Origin of the sequence: Pseudomonas sp. SMSB3 (assembly GCF_052041965.1) — a bacterium.
Lineage (GTDB): Bacteria > Pseudomonadota > Gammaproteobacteria > Pseudomonadales > Pseudomonadaceae > Aquipseudomonas.
The window spans coordinates 159,259-178,147 of the sequence record NZ_JBKGGV010000010.1; the positions used below are offsets into that span (position 1 = coordinate 159,259).

Sequence of the window (18,889 nt, forward strand, 5' to 3'; positions counted from 1 at the left end):
CCGGCCACAGGGGGCATTCAGTGCAAATCCGCCTCTGGCACGGTTGTGCGCTGGGCGATCGCTTCGGGTCGCCACTGCTGGCGAGCGATGTCGAGCACCTGCGCCGGTGTGGCCTGCAGCAGCGTTGGATCGCACGGCTGGCCCAGTGCCCGCAGCGCTCGCAATAACAGCGGCGTAGCTTGGTCGGCTTGCAGCGGCGGTGAGCGGTAGGTCTTGCCCAGCTTGTGTCCGTCGGGCTGGACGATCAGTGGAATGTGCAGGTACCGCGGCTGCGACAAGCCCAGCAGCTCTTGCAGGTACAGCTGGCGCGGCGTGTTGTCGAGCAGATCGGCGCCGCGCACCACATCGGTGACGCCTTGCCAGGCATCGTCGAGCACCACCGCCAGCTGATAGGCGTACAGCCCGTCGCGGCGCTGGATGACGAAATCGCCCACCTCTCGGCCCAGGTGCTGCTGAAACTCGCCCTGCACGCGGTCGGTGAAACGGTAGGTCAGTTCGGGTACCCGCAGGCGAATCGCCGCGCCTTCACGCCGGTGCCCGGCATCGCGGCAGAAACCTGGGTAGATGCCGTTGTAGCCTTCGAGCTGCTTGCGCGAACACGTGCAGGCGTAGGCCAGGCCCATGCTGAACAGGCGATCGACCACCGCGGCATACGCGCTGTGGCGCTGGCTCTGGAACACCACCTCGCCGTCCCAGTGCAGGCCGTAGCGCTCGAGCGTCTGCAGGATCGCATCGCGCGCACCGGGCATTTCCCGAGGCGGGTCGGTGTCTTCCATGCGCAGCAGCCAGCGACCGCCGACAGCGCGAGCATCGAGCCAGGAGGCGAGGGCGGCGACCAGCGAGCCGAAATGCAGAAAACCACTGGGGGTAGGGGCAAAGCGCCCGATATAGCGTGAGTCGTTCATGGTTGGGCAGGGCATATAAATGAAACGGGGCGCATGTGCGCCCCGTTCGGATGGAAGAACAATCAGCCTTTGCCGACTGTCTTTTCCTTTTTCTCGGCGATTTCCTTGCAGTCGAAGCACAGGTCGGCGGTTGGGCGGGCTTCCAGACGGCGCAGGCCGATCTCGATGCCGCACGATTCGCACCAGCCGTACTCTTCGTCCTGGATCTTCTGCAGGGTCTTGTCGATTTTCTTGATCAGCTTGCGCTCGCGATCGCGGTTGCGCAGCTCAAGGGCAAACTCTTCTTCCTGGCTGGCGCGGTCGGCCGGGTCCGGGAAGTTAGCGGCTTCGTCCTTCATGTGGTCTACGGTACGGTCGACACTCTGCATGAGCTCGCCCTTCCAAGCATTGAGAAGCTTGGTGAAGTGCTTCTTCATGGGCTCGCCCATGTACTCCTCGCCCTTGGTCTCTTTATAGGGCTCGACACCGTACATGGTTTGACCGATTTTTTGCTTTTCTACGGTGGACATGAATAGACCGCCTCTCACTCATCTGATCCAATGCGCAGGCTGCTCCATCTCCGGCACCCGCCGGCCCTGCGACTGCGAGCCGCCGAACTTACCAGATAGATCGGGGGTTGCGCTAGCCCGCCCGATCCAAGGTGTTGACAGCAGTGCGCGCCGCACGTTCGGTGCCGTGCAAAGGTAAAATACACAATCTAGTCCCGATTGAGAGAAGGTCATGGCCCACCCTTACAGCGCGCGCAGCCGCGCCATCGAACCCTTCCATGTCATGGCGTTGCTGGCGAGGGCCAATGAACTGCAAGCGGCCGGGCACGATGTGATCCACCTGGAGATCGGCGAGCCGGATTTCACCACGGCCGCCCCGATCGTCGCCGCCGGCCAGGCCGCCTTGGCCGCCGGGCATACCCGCTATACCGCTGCCCGTGGCTTGCCCGCACTGCGCGAGGCCATCGCGGGCTTTTATGCCCAGCGCTACGGCCTGGGCATCGACCCTGAACGGATTCTCATCACCCCGGGCGGCTCGGGCGCGCTGCTGTTGGCCAGCAGTTTGCTGGTCGATCCGGGCAAGCACTGGCTGCTGGCCGACCCAGGCTATCCGTGCAACCGCCATTTCCTGCGGCTGGTCGAAGGCGGCGCGCAGCTGGTACCGGTGGGGCCAGAGGTCAACTACCAGCTGACCGCCGAACTGGTCGCGCGGCACTGGGATGGCGATAGCGTCGGAGCGTTGGTCGCTTCGCCTGCGAACCCGACCGGTACGGTGCTGGATCGGCATCAGTTGGCCAGCCTGTCCCAGGCCACGCGGGAGCGACACGGTCACTTGGTCGTGGATGAGATCTACCATGGCCTGACCTACGGCATGGACGCGCCGAGCGTGCTTGAAGTGGATGACCAGGCGTTTGTCCTGAATAGTTTTTCAAAGTATTTCGGCATGACCGGATGGCGGCTCGGCTGGCTGGTGGCGCCACCTGGCGCCGTGGCCGATTTGGAGAAGCTGGCGCAGAACCTGTACATCAGTGCTCCGAGCATGGCGCAGCATGCCGCCTTGGCCTGCTTCCAGCCTGAGACATTGGCAATCTTGGAACAGCGCCGCGCCGAGTTCGCGCGTCGCCGCGACTACCTGTTACCCGCCTTGCGCGAGCTGGGCTTTGGCATTTCGGTCGAGCCTCAGGGGGCGTTCTACCTGTATGCCGATATCAGCGCCTTTGGCGGCGATGCGTTCAGTTTCTGCCGGCACTTCCTGGAAACCGAGCATGTGGCCTTCACCCCCGGGCTGGATTTCGGTCGCCACCTGGCCGGGCATCACGTGCGTTTCGCCTACACCCAGAGCCTGCCGCGCCTTGAACAGGCGGTCGAGCGCATCGCCCGCGGCCTGCGCAGCTGGCAGGAACAGCGATGATCTTTCCGGCACTTGAGCAAGGGCGCCTGCTGCGTCGCTACAAACGCTTCCTGGCGGATATCGAGCTGGCCAACGGCGAACAGCTGACCATCCACTGCCCCAACACCGGTTCCATGCTCAACTGCATGCGCGAAGGCGGGCAGGTGTGGTTCAGCCGTTCCAATGACCCCAAGCGCAAACTGCCCGGCACCTGGGAGATCAGCGAAACGCCCCAGGGCCGCCTGGCCTGCATCAACACCGGCAGGGCCAATGCCCTGGTAGAAGAGGCTTTGCGCGCCGGGGTGATCGAGGAGCTGGCCGGGTTTACCGCGCTCAAGCGTGAAGTCGCCTATGGCCAGGAGGGCAGCCGCGTGGACTTCCGTCTGGAGTATGCCGACGGCCCGGCCTATGTCGAGGTCAAGAGTGTCACCCTGGGTTACCCCGACAGCCCGGTCGCTGCCTTCCCTGATGCCGTGACTCAACGCGGCGCCAAGCACCTGCGCGAATTGGCAGCGCTGGCGCGCCAGGGCATCCGTGCTGTGCAGCTGTACTGTGTGAACCTGACCGGGGTCGATGCAGTGCGCCCGGCGGGCGAGATCGATGCTGCCTATGCCGATGCCCTGCGCGCAGCGGTGGCTGACGGCGTGCAGGTGCTGGCCTACGGCGTGCGCCTGGACGCGGCGCACATCATCATCGACCGGCCATTGCCGGTCATACTGGAGACGTGAGCCAGAGACCCTGGGCGTTTTCGTGACAGTCGAGCGGCTCAAGACTGTCGCCCTCGCAGGGCCCGGCCACGCATTCGCCGCTTTCGATCAGAAACTGCGCCCCATGGTGAGCGCAGTGGATCAGGCTGGCGCTGGGGTCGAGAAAGCCATCGTCCGCCCAGTTCAGCGCGATGCCTCGGTGCGGGCAACGGTTGCGGTACAGATAGGCGCGGCCGTGGCGGCGCACCCCGAACAGCTCGATGCCGGCTACGCTGAAGGCGCGGCTATGGCCCTCGGGCAGCGCCGCTGAAAGACAAACAAGGTGCATGACTGCAAAGGCCTATCGAACAAAGGGTAGCTTGACGCGTCAATGCGAACAATTATCAAATCTCCGCACGCGCTGCGCCAGCCGCCTATGCTGCGTAGTTTTGCCGCGCGCTACAAGGCGTGCGGCCCGCCTTCAGAAGGAATTCGATGATGCGCCGACCTGCCGCCTTGCTTGCCCTGTGTACTGCCCTGGCGCTATCTGCCCAGGCCGTGGCTGCCGACCTGCCGCAGCGCTGGGTCAGTGCCGGTGGAGCGTTGAGCGAGTGGATCAGCGCGTTGGGCGGTGAGTCTCGCCTGGTCGGTGTCGATACCACCAGCCAGTACCCGCAATCGCTGCGCGCCCTGCCGAGTGTCGGCTATCAGCGACAGCTCTCGGCCGAAGGCATTCTCAGCCTGCGCCCCGACCTGCTGGTGGGCAGCGATGAAATGGGCCCGCCCCCGGTGCTGGCGCAGGTGCGCAAGGCTGGCGTGCAGGTCGAGGTGTTGTCCAGCCAGGCGACGTTGACGGCGCTGGATCACAACCTTGAGCAGTTGGGAACCCTGCTGGGTGCGGCGGACACCGCTGCGCAACTGACGGCGCGTTACCATCAGCAAATCGAGGCCGTACAGCTGCAGGTCAGGCAGGCACAACAGCAGCACAAGGCGCCAGGGGTGGTGTTACTGGTAGGGCATGCCGGCACCAAGCCACTGATCGCCGGGCAGGGCACGGCGGGCGACTGGGTGTTGCGTCAGGCCGGCGCGCGCAACCTGGCCCAGCATCAAGGCTACAAGAACTTCTCCAGTGAGGCCCTGGCGGCCCTCGATCCGCAGGTGCTGGTGGTGTCCGACCGAGCGCTCGACGGTGAGCAGGCCTTGCCGGCGCTGCTCAAGGAAAACCCGGCGCTGGCGACATCGCGCGCGGTGCGGGACAAACGCGTCGTGGCATTGGACCCGACGCTGCTGGTGGGCGGGCTGGGTCCACGGCTACCGGCCACCCTGCAGGTGCTGGTCACGACGTTCTATCCGACCAGCGCTGCTCAATGAAGCAGCGGATTCGACCGCGCACGCTGTTTGTCATCCTTGGCGCGCTGTGCCTGCTTGCGGTCTGGCTGTCGCTGGCCCTCGGGCCTGTGAGCCTGCCGCTGATGGACACTTTGCGCGCCGGCTTGCGCCTGCTGGGGCTGCCGCTGGCGCCACAAGGCCTTGAACAGGCTGAAATGATCCTCGGGCAGATCCGTCTGCCGCGGACCCTGTTGGGCTTGGCGGTGGGCGCGGTGCTGGCGCTGTCGGGGGTGGCGATGCAGGGTTTGTTTCGTAACCCCCTGGCCGACCCAGGGCTGGTCGGCGTCGCCAGCGGCGCGGCATTGGGTGCTGCCGTGGCGATCGTCGGCGGCAGCTGGCTCGGCGGCGTGGCGCCCTGGTTCAGCCCGTATCTGTTGTCGGTGTGCGCGTTCATCGGCGGGCTTGGGGTGACCGCGCTGGTCTATCGCCTGGGCCGGCGCGACGGGCAGACCCATGTCGCCACCCTGTTGCTCGCCGGCATTTCCTTGACGGCATTGGGCGGCTCGGCGGTGGGGTTGTTCACCTACCTGGCTGACGATGCCACCCTGCGTACCCTGACATTCTGGAACCTGGGCAGCCTCAATGGCGCCAGCTACGAGCGCCTCTGGCCGTTGTTGCTGATCACTGCCGGCGTCGCCCTGTGGCTGCCGCGCCGCGCCCAGGCGCTCAATGCCCTGCTGCTTGGCGAGTCGGAAGCTCGGCACCTGGGCATCGAGGTCGAGCGGCTCAAGCGCGAGCTGGTGTTCTGCACGGCACTGGGCGTTGGCGCAGCGGTAGCGGCAGCGGGGCTGATCGGCTTCGTCGGCCTGGTGGTGCCGCACCTGGTTCGACTGCTGGCTGGACCGGATCATCGCGTATTGCTGCCGGCTTCGCTGCTGGCGGGCGGGGCGTTGCTGCTGTTCGCCGACCTGATCGCGCGGCTGGCGTTGGCACCGGCCGAACTGCCCATTGGCATCGTCACCGCTTTCATCGGCGCGCCGTTCTTTCTGTTGCTGTTGGTGCGAGGGCGTCATTGATGCTTGAAGTACAAGGTTTGCACCTGCGCCGCGGCAACAATGAGGTGCTGCAGGATATCAATCTGCAACTTGTGCCTGGCCAGGTGCTCGGCGTACTGGGGCCTAATGGCGCTGGCAAGAGCAGCCTGTTGAGTGTGCTGTGCGGCGAGCTGACGCCCGATCAGGGGCGGGTGACGTTGCAGGGCCAGGCGTTGGACGCCTGGCCCGGGCCAGCCCGCGCCCAGCGCCTGGCGGTGTTGCCGCAAATATCGAGCCTGGGCTTTGCCTTCAGTGTTCAGGAGGTGGTCGGCCTGGGCCGTCTGCCCCATGCCAGCGGCCAGCAGCGCGATCGCGAGATCGTCGAGGCGGCGCTGCGCGCGGCCGATGCCTGGCATTTGGTCGAGCGCAGTTACCTGGCGCTGTCCGGGGGCGAGCGCCAGCGGGTACACCTGGCCCGCGTCCTGGCTCAACTGTGGCCGGGCGAGCAGGGCAGCACGCTGCTGCTCGACGAACCGACCTCGATGCTCGATCCGCTGCATCAGCACACCACATTGCAGGCGGTGCGCAGCTTTGCTGACCGTGGCGCGGCGGTGCTGGTGATTCTGCATGACCTCAACCTGGCGGCGCGTTACTGCGACCGTATCCTGTTGCTGCACCAAGGCCGCTGTCACGCCCTGGCCACACCCCAGGCGGTGCTCACGCCTGGCGCACTCGAAGCGGTGTTCGGCATTGACGTATTGGTGCTGCCTCATCCTGAGCGGGCTCACCCGCTGATCATCACTCGCTGAAAGGTGCGGCCAGTAGCTCGGCTCGAGTGCTCAGTCGAGACACGGATCAAGCGCAAAACAATGCTGTTGCGCAGGCAAAAAAAGACCCGGCAAAAAGCCGGGTCAATAACCGTGATTAGCCTGATGAGGAGATAATCTAGCATCCGAACCAGGGACGCTTAGGTTACCCAACCAGTCTCGCGACCAGTTGTGATAATCATAACGATTCTCATTTCAGCGTCAATCCCTCTGACGCATTTATTTCGGATTTTTTTGCGCAGGGCTTTTCGCGTCCAGCTGTTGGTTCAGCGCCTGCTTGCGCTCGGCCGGCAAATCGTTCCAGTGCACGTCCAGCAACGCGCCTTCAATGGCGTACAACAACACCTTGGAAGCTCGGAACCCCCGGGTCTTCACGGCCTGGTAGGCACCTACCGCGCCCAGCCGGCGCAGGTCCGATGCGCTATGGATGCCAGCCGCATGCAGCCACTGCGCCGAGGTTTTGCCGAGGTTCTTCAGGTGCTGCAATTCATCGTTCATCGAGCCTCCTTGCGATGGCTGAACGGGTCGTAGGGATAAATCGCGAGCAGGTTTCACAGGAGTGTAGCGGGGGATGGAAATCGCGCGGCCTTTTGCCATCGACGACGACGAGCTGCCAGTGCCCGGCAAGCTGCAGGCACTGGCAGGCAAACCGCTTACAAACCCGGCAAGCGCTGGCGAATCTGCTCGATCACCTGGTCCATGCTGGCCGCTTCGTGGGTATCGACGCGGGTGCTGTGGCTCAGCTCGTCGGCAGTCAGCGGTTCGCGGCTGGCTTGTTGGGCTTTGACCACTTCCAGCGTGGCATCCGACGGGTCGGCGTTTTCGCCCTGGCGCTGCTCGAGCCAGCTGGCGATCACCGCGTCAGGGGCATGGCAGTCGAGGATCAGGAACGGCACGCCGGTCTCGCTGGCCACGGCTGCTGCTGCCTGGCGCTGTTCAGTCTTGAGGTAGGTGGCATCGAGCACCACCGGGAAGCCGGCGCGCAGGATCGTCGCGGCCAGTTCGTGCAAGCGCTGATAGGTCGCCACGCTGGCGTCACGGTCGTAGATGCCCGTGGCCAGTTGGCCGGCGTCCTGTTGCTGCTGCGCACCGAACAGGCGCTTGCGCTCGACGTCCGAACGCACCCGGATCGCTCCCAGTGCTTCGACCAGGCGCATGGCCACGTGGCTTTTGCCCACGGCGGAAACACCATGGGTGATGGCCAGCAGGCGCGATGGAATGGCGCTGTAGCTTTCTGCCAGGTTGGCGTAGTTGCGGTAGGTACGCAGGGTGGTAGCACGCTGTACGCCCTCGGCATCGGCCGGCAGGCTGAACAGGGCGACCTTGGCCCGTACCAGGGCGCGGTAGGCTTTGTAGAAGTTCAACAGCTCAAGGCCCGCGTAATCACCGGTCAGTTCCAGGTACTGGCTGATGAATCGGCGTGCCAGGCACTTCAGGCCGCGATCCTCGAGGTCCATGGCCAGGAAGCCGACGTCGGCGTAGACATCGGTCAGACGGAACGGCTCGTTGAACTCGATGCAGTCGAAGATCACCACCTTGCCGTCGATCAGCGTGGCGTTACCCAGGTGAATGTCGCCATGGCATTCGCGAATGAAGCCATTGGCCTTGCGCGTTTCGAGCAGACCGTGCAGGCGTTCGAAGCTGCTGCGCGCCCACGCTTGCAGGTTGTCCAGCTGTTGCAGGTCGGCTTTGTCAGTGAGGAACGGGCGGATCTGCTCGAAGTTCTGCTCCACCGGCGCCATGACGCTCTCAGGCGTGCCGAGTGGGTGCTCCGGCGAGACCTTTGGCGCTTGCAGGTGGAATTCGGCGATCTGCCTGGCCATCTGGTCGATATGCCCGGTGTGCAGCTCGCCATTGGCTTGCAAGGTGCTGAGCATCTGGCCTTGCGGGAACTGACGCATCTTCAGCGCATACTCGATCGGCGCGCCGTCACCGCCCAGTTGCGGCGCTTCGACGCTCCCGGTGATCGGCAGTACTTCGAGGTACAGGCCCTCGGTGAGCCGCTGGTTCAGGCGCAATTCTTCGTTACAGAAATGCTGGCGTTGGTCCAGGCCGGTGAAGTCGAGAAAGCCGAAATTCATCGGTTTCTTGACCTTGTAGGCGTATTCGCCGGTGAGCAGAACCCAGGAGATATGCGTCTCGATGAGTTGGAACCCGTCCACGGGATGGGGATAGAGGGCAGGGTTCTGCAACGCGTTGATCAGGGTTTGGCTCACGGGCAATCCTTCCGGGCAGGGAATTCGAATGCGCCATTATGGTCAATGGTGCCGTCCCTGCCTACCGCCAGAGGGCGCCTGCCTCCCCTTTATAAAGTGCGTATAATCCGCGGCCATGACTCGAACTCGAAATTCCCGTACCCCCAAGAAACGCCCGACCAGCCGCTCCCGCGCCTGGCTGGGCTGGGCCTTGAAGCTCAGCCTGGTCGGTTTGGTGATCATCGCTGGCTTCGCGGTTTACCTAGATGCCGTCGTCCAGGAAAAGTTCTCTGGCAAGCGCTGGACCATCCCGGCCAAGGTGTATGCCCGGCCGCTGGAGCTGTTCACCGGCCAGAAACTGAGCAAGGCCGACTTCCTCACTGAGCTGGACGCCCTTGGCTATCGCCGTGAAAGCGCCGCCAATGGCCCGGGCGCTGCGGCGGTCAATGGCAACACGGTCGACCTCAATACCCGCGGTTTCCAGTTCTACGAGGGCATGGAACCGGCGCAGTTCGTGCGCGTGCGCTTCTCTGGCGACTACGTGGCAGGCCTTGCCGGGGCCAATGACAAGAAGCTCGACGTGGTGCGCCTCGAGCCATTGATGATTGGTGGCATCTATCCGAAAAACCTCGAAGACCGCATTCTGATCAAGATCGACCAGGTGCCACCGTATCTGCTGGAAACCCTGGTAGCCACCGAGGACCGGGACTTCTACAGCCACTTCGGCGTGTCGCCCAAGTCCATCGCCCGTGCCATGTGGGTCAACACCTCATCGGGCTCGATGCGCCAGGGCGGCAGTACCTTGACCCAACAGCTGGTGAAGAATTTCTACCTGACCAGCGAACGTAGCCTCACGCGCAAGTTGACCGAAGCGATGATGGCCATGTTGTTGGAGATGCACTACGACAAGCGCGAGATTCTCGAGGCCTACCTCAACGAAGTGTTCGTCGGCCAAGACGGTCAGCGCGCGGTGCACGGCTTCGGTCTGGCCAGCCAGTTCTTCTTCAGCCAGCCGCTGGCAGAACTCAAGCTGCACCAGATCGCCTTGCTGGTGGGCATGGTCAAGGGGCCTTCCTACTACAACCCACGGCGCTACCCGGAACGCGCGCTGGCGCGGCGTAACCTGGTGCTCGACCTGGTTGCCGAACAAGGCGTAGCGAGCCAGGCCGAGGTCGATGCAGCGAAGAAGATGCCGCTTGGCGTGACCAAGCGCGGCAGCCTTGCCGACAGCTCGTTCCCGGCCTTCCTCGACCTGGTCAAGCGGCAGCTGCGCCAGGACTACCGTGATGAAGACTTGACCGAAGAAGGCCTGCGCATTTTCACCAGTTTCGACCCAATCCTGCAGATGAAGGCCGAGACGTCCATGAGCGAAACCTTCAAGCGCCTGGCGGGGCGCAAGGGTGCCGACGAGGTGGAATCGGCGATGGTCGTGACCAATCCGGAAACCGGTGAGGTGCAGGCCCTGATCGGCAGCCGTCAGTCGGGCTTCGCCGGGTTCAACCGGGCCATCGATGCGGTGCGTCCCATTGGCTCGCTGGTCAAGCCGGCCGTGTACCTGACGGCCTTGGAGCAGCCGAGCAAGTACACCCTGACCAGCTGGGTTCAGGATCAACCGTTCTCGGTCAAGGGCGCCGACGGCCAGGTCTGGCGTCCGCAGAACTACGACCGGCGTGCCCACGGCACCATCTACCTGTATCAGGGCCTGGCCAACTCGCTGAACCTGTCTACCGCCAAGCTCGGCCTGGAAGTGGGCGTGCCGAACGTGATCAAGACCATTGGCCGCCTGGGTGTCAATGTCGACTGGCCGGCGTTCCCGGCCATGTTGCTCGGTGCCGGCGGCATGTCGCCGATGCAAGTTGCGACCATGTACCAGACCATCGCCAACGGCGGCTTCAACACGCCGATGCGCGGTATCCGCAGCGTGCTGACGGCCGAGGGCGAGCCGCTCAAGCGCTATCCGTTCCAGATCCAGCAGACCTTCGACCCAGGTTCCATCTATCTGGTACAGAACGCCATGCAGCGGGTCATGCGCGAGGGCACCGGGCGCTCGGTCTACAATGTGCTACCCAAGACCCTGACCCTGGCGGGCAAGACCGGCACCAGCAACGACTCGCGTGACAGCTGGTTCTCCGGCTTCAGCCAGGACCTGCTGGCCGTGGTGTGGATGGGCCGCGACGACAACGGCAAGACGCCGTTCACCGGTGCCACCGGTGCGCTGCAGGTCTGGACCAGCTTCATGAAGAAGGCCGACCCGCTGCCGCTGGACATGCCGCAGCCGGATAACGTGGTGCAGGCCTGGATCGATCCCTACAGCGGCCAAGGTTCCGACGGTAGCTGTCCGGGCGCGGTGCAGATGCCGTATATTCGCGGCAGCGAACCGCCGGCCGGGGCAACCTGCGGCGGCGAGCAGACTCCCGTGGATTCGGTGATGGACTGGGTCAAGGGCTGGATGAACTGAGCCTTGAACAGCATTGATGAGGTGTGAATTGAATAAGTGGCTGTTTCCTGCCGTGACGGCACTGGTGGTGCTGCAAGGTTGCTCCACCGTGCAACGTGGCAACATTCCGGTAGTGGATTCGAGCACGCGGGTGTCCAACAGTGAGCGTGTCCAGGCCACCCGCGGCGCGGCAGGCGCGAACACCGGCACAGCGCGAGCGCAGTCGTTGCCCGAGGATTCCGGCGTGACCGTGATGATTCCCCAGGGCGCTGGCGCCAGCGGTATTCAGACGTTCCCGGCAGGCAACGCCGCAACGCCGATCAGCACGGCGCCGATCACCCCGGGGCCGGTGACCTCGGCTCCGATGACCACCAACCCGAACCCGATCGCCGACGAGCCGTTCGACATCGCGTCGATGAACAGCACCGCCCCGGCGGCCAGTGCCCCGACCGGGATTCCACGCACTACCGCGCCTGCGGGTGGGTTGTCCGCCGATGAGCAGCTCGACGGCCCGGTGTTGGCATTGCTGACCACGGCGCAAAGCCAGCAAGGCAGCGGCGACTTCAATGGCGCCGCCTCGAGCCTGGAACGCGCCCAGCGCATCGCCCCGCGCGAGCCGCAGGTGCTGTTCCGTCTGGCCCAGGTGCGCCTGTCCCAAGGCGACGCGGCGCAAGCCGAGCAACTCGCTCGACGTGCCCTGACCTACGCCAACGGTCGCCCGGACTTGCAGGCCGAGCTGTGGAACACCATCGCCCAAGCCCGTGAGAAGCAGGGCGACAGTGCCGGTGCTGCGTTGGCCCGGCAAAAGGCGCGGGTCAGCTCATGAAGGTCGAACAACGCGTGCTGGATATCGCCGATCACCTGCTGCTCATCGAGCGAGAGCTGCAGGTGCAGGGTTGGTGGGCAGACGAGCCGCCAAGCGACGAAGCCTTGGCCAGCACGGTGCCGTTCGCGGTCGACACCCTCAGCTTCGAGCAGTGGCTGCAGTGGATTTTCCTGCCGCGCATGAAGATCATCATCGAGCTCGGCCATCCGCTGCCCAATGCCTCGAGCATCCTGGTGATGGCGGAAACGGTGTTCGTCGATCGGCCGGAGCAGAGCCGTGAGCTGCGCCGACTGTTGGCAGCATTCGACCAATTGATCGCGCCTTCCGCCTGATTTCTTCGGTTTTTCCGTCAAGGGCCGCAGATTGTGGCCCTTTTTTATGGAAAAGTTATTTTTCCTGCTGCTGACATGGTTTTTCGTGGTGGCGGTGATTCATCTTGAGGAAAAATTGGCAATAATTTTTCTTGACTTGTAGGCGCCAAATCACAAGAATCCAGTTTCCGCTGTAGAGGGACTGCCAGAAGCAGACCCGCTAGGCAGATCATGAGGCGCACACCCGCGCCGACCTGTTACACCCCGCAACGCGTTACCTCGCGCTGGGTGGGAAAACCCCGCAACACTCTGGGGCGCTCCCAATACTTGCTCAGTCAGTGCTGACGTTCGCTCATGCTCTGCTTGGCAGTAAACCTATTAAGACCCGTCCAAGAGGGCGGTATTCTGGCGTTTTAGAGGTGAACAACGTGGAGCTTTTATCTGGCGCTGAGATGGTCGTCCGCTTCTTGCGTGACGAAGGCGTTAAGCACATCTACGGGTACCCTGGTGGTGCTCTCCTTCATGTTTACGACGCGCTGTTCAAAGAGCCGGAAGTCGAGCACATCCTGGTTCGCCATGAGCAGGCGGCAACCCACATGGCCGACGGCTATGCCCGCGCCACCGGCAAGGCCGGTGTCGTGCTGGTGACCTCCGGTCCAGGCGCGACCAATGCCATCACCGGCATTGCCACGGCCTACATGGATTCGATCCCGATGGTCATCCTGTCCGGCCAGGTGCCCAGCACCATGGTCGGCACCGATGCCTTCCAGGAAACCGACATGATCGGTATCTCGCGGCCGATCGTGAAGCACAGCTTCATGATCAAGCACCCGACCGAGATTGCCGAAGTACTCAAGAAAGCCTTCTACCTGGCGCAATCCGGTCGTCCAGGTCCGGTCGTGGTCGACATTCCAAAAGACATGACCAACCCGGCCGAGAAGTTCGAGTACGTCTACCCGAAGAAGGTCAAGCTGCGCTCCTACAGCCCGGCTGTTCGTGGCCACTCCGGTCAGATCCGCAAGGCCGCCGAAATGCTCCTCGCGGCCAAGCGCCCGATCGTCTATGCCGGCGGTGGCGTCATCCTCGGCGGCGGCTCCGATGCGCTGACCGAAATCGCCCGTTCGCTGAACCTGCCGGTTACCAACACCTTGATGGGCCTGGGTTGCTACCCCGGTAGCGACCGCCAGTTCCTCGGCATGCTCGGCATGCACGGCAGCTTCACCGCCAACATGGCCATGCACAACGCCGACGTGATCTTCGCCGTTGGCGCGCGTTTCGACGACCGTGTGGTCAATGGACCGGCCAAGTTCTGTCCGAACGCCAAGATCATCCACGTCGATATCGACCCGGCATCGATCTCCAAGATGATCAAGGCCGACGTACCGATCGTTGGCCCGGTCGACAGCGTGCTCAGCGAGATGCTCGGCATTCTCAAGGAAATCGGCGAGCAGCCTGACAAGGCGGCGCTCGATGCCTGGTGGAAGCAGATCGACGAATGGCGTGGTGATGGTGAGTTGTTCCCGTATGACAAGGGCGACGGCAATGTCATCAAGCCGCAGAAGGTCATCGAGACCCTCAGCGAAGTGACCCATGGCGATGCCTTCATCACTTCCGATGTGGGTCAGCACCAGATGTTCGCGGCGCAGTACTACCGCTTCAACAAGCCGAACCGCTGGATCAACTCCGGTGGCCTGGGCACCATGGGCTTCGGCTTCCCCGCGGCGATGGGCATCAAGCTCAACTTCCCGGATCAGGACGTGGCCTGCGTGACCGGCGAGGGCAGCATCCAGATGAACATCCAGGAGCTGTCGACCTGCATGCAGTACGGCCTGCCGGTGAAGATCGTCAACCTCAACAATGGGGTGCTGGGCATGGTCCGCCAGTGGCAGGACATGGCCTACAACGGTCGTCACTCGCATTCCTACGTCGAGTCGCTGCCTGACTTCATCAAGCTGGCCGAGGCCTATGGTCATGTGGGTATCCGCATCACCAGCCTGAAGGATCTCAAGCCCAAGCTTGAAGAGGCGTTCGCGATGAAGGACCGTCTGGTGTTCATCGACATCGCGGTCGACCGCAGCGAGCACGTCTATCCGATGCAGATCAAGGATGGCTCGATGCGTGACATGTGGCTGAGCAAGACGGAGCGTACCTGATATGCGGCACATCATTTCCCTGCTGCTGGAAAACGAACCCGGTGCTTTGTCCCGCGTGGTCGGCCTGTTCTCCCAGCGCAACTACAACATTGAAAGCCTGACCGTGGCACCGACCGAAGACCCGACCCTGTCGCGTCTGACGTTGACCACCGTGGGCCATGACGAAGTGATCGAGCAGATCACCAAGAACCTCAACAAGCTGGTCGAAGTGGTCAAGCTTGTCGACCTGTCGGAAAGCGCTCACATCGAGCGTGAACTGATGTTGGTCAAGGTCAAGGCCACCGGTGCCCAGCGTGCCGAGATCAAGCGCACCACGGACATCTTCCGTGGCCAGATCGTCGATGTGACCGCCAGTGTGTACACCGTGCAACTGAGTGGCACCAGCGACAAACTGGACAGCTTCATCCAGGCCATCGGCACTGCATCGATTCTCGAAACCGTGCGCAGCGGCGTTACCGGCATCGCCCGGGGCGACAAAGTGCTCAGCATCTAAATTCAACAATTAGCAATGGCTCCGCAGGGGCCGAGATATAACCAGGGGTATTTCATGAAAGTTTTCTACGATAAAGACTGCGACCTTTCCATCATCCAGGGTAAGAAAGTCGCCATCATCGGTTACGGCTCCCAAGGTCACGCCCAGGCGTGCAACCTGAAGGACTCCGGTGTAGACGTCACCGTCGGTCTGCGTAAAGGTTCGGCTACCGTTGCCAAGGCCGAAGCCCACGGCCTGAAAGTTGCCGACGTGGCTTCCGCCGTCGCCGCTGCTGACCTGGTCATGATTCTCACCCCGGACGAATTCCAGGGCACCCTGTACAAGAACGAGATCGAGCCGAACATCAAGAAAGGCGCAACCCTGGCCTTCTCCCACGGTTTCTCGATCCACTACAACCAGGTCGTGCCACGCGCTGACCTGGACGTGATCATGATCGCGCCAAAAGCCCCAGGCCACACCGTACGCTCCGAGTTCGTCAAAGGCGGCGGCATCCCTGACCTGATCGCCATCTACCAAGACGCTTCGGGCAACGCCAAGAACGTCGCCCTGTCGTACGCTGCTGGCGTCGGCGGCGGCCGTACCGGCATCATCGAAACCACCTTCAAGGACGAGACCGAAACCGACCTGTTCGGTGAGCAGGCCGTTCTGTGCGGCGGTACCGTCGAACTGGTCAAGGCCGGTTTCGAAACCCTGGTCGAAGCGGGCTACGCCCCAGAAATGGCCTACTTCGAGTGCTTGCACGAGCTGAAGCTGATCGTTGACCTCATGTACGAAGGCGGCATCGCCAACATGAACTACTCGATCTCCAACAACGCCGAGTACGGTGAGTACGTCACCGGCCCGGAAGTCATCAACGAAGAATCCCGCAAGGCCATGCGCAATGCGCTGAAGCGCATCCAGGACGGCGAATACGCGAAAATGTTCATCTCCGAAGGCGCGACCAACTACCCATCGATGACCGCCAAGCGTCGCAACAACGCCGCGCACGGCATCGAGATCATCGGCGAGCAGCTGCGCTCGATGATGCCTTGGATCTCGGCGAACAAGATCGTCGACAAGTCCAAGAACTAAGTCGCATCGCCACATGAAAAACGCGGCTTCGGCCGCGTTTTTTCGTTCTGGCAGCCAGCATCTGGTATAAAGCAGACCAGTGGCCTGCTGTCAGAACCTGTTTCGCAGGCCCGTGTCGAACATTTTCCATCCTGCTGCAAGGTACCCTCCATGAGCGAACGTCACGAAGAGCCGAACAAGCCCTCCGACGCCGAAAGCCTGCTACCTGTCGATGAGCACGTTGAAGAAGGGCATGACGACGAGGGGCGCAAGGTGCGCCACCGCGGCATCTATCTGCTGCCCAACCTGTTCACCACCGCCAACCTGTTTGCCGGCTTCTATTCCATCATCAGCTCGATGAACGCGCAGAGCGCCCTGAGCGCCGGTGACCCGCGCGAAGCGAGCAAGTATTTCGCCTTTGCAGCCATCGCCATCTTCGTGGCCATGGTGCTCGACGGCCTGGATGGCCGTGTAGCGCGCATGACCAATACCCAGAGCGCCTTCGGCGCCGAGTACGACTCGCTGTCGGACATGGTTGCCTTCGGTGTCGCGCCAGCGCTGCTGGCCTTCGGCTGGGCGCTGGGTGACATGGGCAAGGTCGGCTGGATGGTCGCTTTCATCTATGTGGCCGGCGCAGCGCTGCGCCTGGCACGCTTCAACACCCAGGTCGGTACTGCCGACAAGCGCTATTTCATCGGCCTGGCCAGCCCGGCAGCGGCCGGTGTGGTGGCAGGGACCGTCTGGGCGTTCAGCGACTTCGGCATCCAGGGGTCGAAGCTGTCGTTCCTGGTGGCCCTGCTGGTAGCTGCCGCCGGTATGCTGATGGTCAGCAACATCAAGTACAACAGCTTCAAGGAACTCGATCTCAAGGGCCGTGTACCCTTTGTCGCGATCCTGGCCGTGGTGCTGGTGTTCGCCGTGGTGTTCAGCGACCCGCCGCGCATCCTGCTGCTGATCTTCCTTGCCTACGCGGCATCGGGTCCGATCCAGTTCCTGCTGCGCACGCGTCGACGCAAAGGGTAAAAATCGCTTAATGCTGGAATAACCCTCCGGCTCCACAGTCTTACAGGTACATTCGTTCCCTGTGCTGTGGAGCCGCCCATGCTCATCAAGCTTGCCAAACCCTCCGACTGCCAGGCAGCGGAGATCACGCCAGAAAGTCTCTATCTCTCCCGTCGCACGCTGCTGGGCGGCTCGCTCGCAGGTGTTGCCTTGGCTGCATTGCCGGGTGCAGCGACGGCGGCCGACGCTTCGCGCTATGCCGACGTCAGCGCCGGCGCAGCGCCGGCTTGGTTCACCGACAAGCTCAGGTCTGCCCAGTGGCAGGCGGTCACCGTGAAGAACGAGGCGATCACCCCGTTCAAGGACGCTACCCACTACAACAACTTCTATGAGTTCGGGCCTGACAAAGGCGACCCTGCAGCCAATGGCGCCAGCTTGAAGACCGAGCCGTGGTCGGTGGTGGTCGATGGGGAGGTCGGCAAGCCGGGGCGCTATGCCCTCGAAGACTTCGTCAAACCCTACCAGCTGCAAGAGCGCATCTACCGACTACGCTGTGTCGAGGCCTGGTCGATGGTGATTCCGTGGCTGGGTTTTCCGTTGGCCGACGTGCTCAAGCAAGTTGAACCCACGTCAAAGGCGCGTTATGTACGCTTCGAAACGCTGAGCGATCCGCAGCACATGCCGGGGCAGCGTTCAGGTTTCGCCTTGATCGACTGGCCCTACAGAGAAGGGCTGCGCCTGGACGAAGCCATGCATCCCTTGGCGATCCTGGCGGTGGGTATGTATGGCCGCGAGCTGCCCAATCAGAACGGCGCACCCTTGCGCCTGGTGGTGCCGTGGAAGTACGGGTTCAAGAGCATCAAGTCGATCGTGCGCATCAGTCTGGTCGCAGAGCAGCCGGGCACTACCTGGCAGGGGCTGGCGCCGGAGGAGTATGGCTTCTATGCCAACGTCAACCCGACCGTCGACCATCCGCGTTGGACACAGGCGCGCGAGCGGCGCTTGCCCAGTGGCTTGTTCAGCCCGAATGTGCGCGAAACGCAAATGTTCAACGGCTACGCAGACGAAGTAGCCTCGTTGTACGCCGGGCTCGATCTGCGGAAGAACTACTGATGCGTTATCCCTGGTTTAGGCTGGCGATCTTCGTGGTGGGCTGCCTGCTCCCGGCGTGGTGGCTGTACGAGGCGGCGGTAGGCGCCTTGGGACCAGACCCTGGCAAGATCCTGATGGACCGGCTCGGGCTTGGGGCGCTGACCTTTCTGCTGGTGACGCTGGGCATGACGCCGCTGCAAAAAGTGTCAGGGTGGTCGGGCTGGATCGTGGTGCGTCGGCAGTTGGGGTTATGGGTGTTCGCTTACATCGTGTTGCACATCCTGGCTTATCTATTCTTTATCCTGGGGTTGGATTGGGGGCAATTGGCGGTCGAGCTGCGTAAGCGGCCGTACATCATCGTCGGCGCTCTTGGCTTTATGGGGTTGCTGGCGCTGGCAGCGACCTCTAATCGATACAGTCAGCGGCGCTTGGGCGCGCGCTGGAAGAAACTGCACAAGTTGGTGTACGTGGTGCTCGGACTGGGGCTGTTGCACTTTTTATGGATCGTGCGCTCGGACCTGCGCGAGTGGGCGATCTACGCTGTCATCGCCGTGCTGTTGATGGGGTTGCGCGTGCCGGTGGTGTCTCGATCACTGCCACGGTTGTTCAGCAAGGCTGCTCGGCGGGCATGAGAGGGCATGTCCGGCTGGTCGCAAATAGATGAAATTAAA

19 protein-coding genes are annotated in these 18,889 nt (G+C 62.9%); 14 read left to right on the forward strand and 5 right to left on the reverse strand.

Annotated features, from left to right (window positions below; genetic code table 11):
- Positions 1-17 precede the first annotated feature (17 nt).
- A complete protein-coding gene (gluQRS, locus tag ACLEJW_RS17420; RefSeq protein ID WP_145190220.1) occupies positions 18-905 on the reverse strand; it encodes a tRNA glutamyl-Q(34) synthetase GluQRS in 888 nt (295 codons plus the stop codon).
- 62 nt (positions 906-967) lie between these two features.
- Positions 968-1,414, reverse strand: a complete 447-nt coding sequence (gene dksA, locus ACLEJW_RS17425) for an RNA polymerase-binding protein DksA (RefSeq protein WP_145190223.1) — start codon at positions 1,412-1,414, stop codon at positions 968-970.
- A 211-nt stretch (positions 1,415-1,625) separates the two neighbouring features.
- Between dksA and ACLEJW_RS17430 the strand changes: the two genes are divergently transcribed.
- Together ACLEJW_RS17430 and sfsA are read left to right on the forward strand one after the other, a co-directional pair.
- Positions 1,626-2,804: a pyridoxal phosphate-dependent aminotransferase gene (locus tag ACLEJW_RS17430; protein ID WP_440777951.1), complete on the forward strand. Its 1,179-nt coding sequence runs from the start codon at positions 1,626-1,628 to the stop codon at positions 2,802-2,804.
- A complete protein-coding gene (gene sfsA, locus ACLEJW_RS17435) occupies positions 2,801-3,511 on the forward strand; it encodes a DNA/RNA nuclease SfsA (protein ID WP_313301138.1) in 711 nt (236 codons plus the stop codon). Before ACLEJW_RS17430 ends, sfsA begins: the two co-directional genes overlap by 4 nt.
- On the opposite strand, the gene ACLEJW_RS17440 is transcribed toward sfsA, so the two are convergent.
- Positions 3,495-3,818 (reverse strand): Rieske (2Fe-2S) protein, encoded by a 324-nt coding sequence (locus tag ACLEJW_RS17440; protein ID WP_145190233.1) that lies wholly within the window; start codon positions 3,816-3,818, stop codon positions 3,495-3,497. The two genes, sfsA and ACLEJW_RS17440, sit on opposite strands and share 17 nt — an antisense overlap.
- 146 nt (positions 3,819-3,964) lie before the next feature.
- On the opposite strand from ACLEJW_RS17440, the gene ACLEJW_RS17445 reads away from it, so the two are divergent.
- The 3 genes from ACLEJW_RS17445 to ACLEJW_RS17455 are packed head-to-tail and all read left to right on the forward strand — an operon-like array spanning position 3,965 to position 6,641.
- On the forward strand, positions 3,965-4,840 hold the full coding sequence (locus ACLEJW_RS17445) for a heme/hemin ABC transporter substrate-binding protein (protein WP_313458494.1): 876 nt from the start codon (positions 3,965-3,967) through the stop codon (positions 4,838-4,840).
- 50 nt (positions 4,841-4,890) lie between these two features.
- Entirely contained in the window at positions 4,891-5,874 is a 984-nt protein-coding gene (locus ACLEJW_RS17450) for a FecCD family ABC transporter permease (protein ID WP_440777958.1), read from the forward strand.
- Between the two features lie 44 nt (positions 5,875-5,918).
- Positions 5,919-6,641 (forward strand): heme ABC transporter ATP-binding protein, encoded by a 723-nt coding sequence (locus ACLEJW_RS17455; RefSeq protein WP_440777959.1) that lies wholly within the window; start codon positions 5,919-5,921, stop codon positions 6,639-6,641.
- A 237-nt stretch (positions 6,642-6,878) separates the two neighbouring features.
- On the opposite strand, the gene ACLEJW_RS17460 is transcribed toward ACLEJW_RS17455, so the two are convergent.
- Both ACLEJW_RS17460 and ACLEJW_RS17465 read right to left on the reverse strand, forming a co-directional pair.
- Positions 6,879-7,157 carry a TfoX/Sxy family protein gene (locus ACLEJW_RS17460; protein ID WP_145190244.1) on the reverse strand — a complete coding sequence of 93 codons (279 nt, stop codon included), beginning with the start codon at positions 7,155-7,157 and terminating at the stop codon, positions 6,879-6,881.
- Between the two features lie 155 nt (positions 7,158-7,312).
- Positions 7,313-8,875 carry an AAA family ATPase gene (locus tag ACLEJW_RS17465; protein ID WP_313458489.1) on the reverse strand — a complete coding sequence of 521 codons (1,563 nt, stop codon included), beginning with the start codon at positions 8,873-8,875 and terminating at the stop codon, positions 7,313-7,315.
- Positions 8,876-8,990: 115 nt separating this feature from the next.
- On the opposite strand from ACLEJW_RS17465, the gene mrcB reads away from it, so the two are divergent.
- The 9 genes from mrcB to msrQ all read left to right on the forward strand — a co-directional run bounded on the left by mrcB (position 8,991) and on the right by msrQ (position 18,850).
- The gene (gene mrcB / locus ACLEJW_RS17470; protein ID WP_440777952.1) at positions 8,991-11,312 is read left to right on the forward strand and encodes a penicillin-binding protein 1B; all 2,322 of its coding nucleotides are present in this window, start codon (positions 8,991-8,993) and stop codon (positions 11,310-11,312) included.
- A gap of 16 nt (positions 11,313-11,328) precedes the next feature.
- Positions 11,329-12,117: a tetratricopeptide repeat protein gene (locus ACLEJW_RS17475; protein WP_145190254.1), complete on the forward strand. Its 789-nt coding sequence runs from the start codon at positions 11,329-11,331 to the stop codon at positions 12,115-12,117.
- Positions 12,114-12,449, forward strand: coding sequence for a YqcC family protein (locus ACLEJW_RS17480; protein WP_440777953.1), 336 nt, complete (start codon positions 12,114-12,116; stop codon positions 12,447-12,449). The genes ACLEJW_RS17475 and ACLEJW_RS17480 overlap by 4 nt, the downstream gene beginning before the upstream one ends.
- Before the next feature lie 407 nt (positions 12,450-12,856).
- Positions 12,857-14,581 (forward strand): acetolactate synthase 3 large subunit, encoded by a 1,725-nt coding sequence (locus tag ACLEJW_RS17485; RefSeq protein WP_145190260.1) that lies wholly within the window; start codon positions 12,857-12,859, stop codon positions 14,579-14,581.
- Between the two features lies 1 nt (position 14,582).
- A complete protein-coding gene (ilvN, locus tag ACLEJW_RS17490) occupies positions 14,583-15,074 on the forward strand; it encodes an acetolactate synthase small subunit (RefSeq protein WP_003250040.1) in 492 nt (163 codons plus the stop codon).
- A gap of 54 nt (positions 15,075-15,128) precedes the next feature.
- Positions 15,129-16,145, forward strand: a complete 1,017-nt coding sequence (gene ilvC, locus ACLEJW_RS17495; protein WP_145190267.1) for a ketol-acid reductoisomerase — start codon at positions 15,129-15,131, stop codon at positions 16,143-16,145.
- A 150-nt stretch (positions 16,146-16,295) separates the two neighbouring features.
- Positions 16,296-17,147, forward strand: coding sequence for a CDP-diacylglycerol--serine O-phosphatidyltransferase (pssA, locus tag ACLEJW_RS17500; protein WP_145190270.1), 852 nt, complete (start codon positions 16,296-16,298; stop codon positions 17,145-17,147).
- Between the two features lie 78 nt (positions 17,148-17,225).
- A complete protein-coding gene (gene msrP, locus ACLEJW_RS17505; protein WP_440777954.1) occupies positions 17,226-18,239 on the forward strand; it encodes a protein-methionine-sulfoxide reductase catalytic subunit MsrP in 1,014 nt (337 codons plus the stop codon).
- Positions 18,239-18,850, forward strand: a complete 612-nt coding sequence (gene msrQ, locus ACLEJW_RS17510) for a protein-methionine-sulfoxide reductase heme-binding subunit MsrQ (protein ID WP_440777955.1) — start codon at positions 18,239-18,241, stop codon at positions 18,848-18,850. Before msrP ends, msrQ begins: the two co-directional genes overlap by 1 nt.
- The last annotated feature ends 39 nt before the right edge of the window (positions 18,851-18,889 follow it).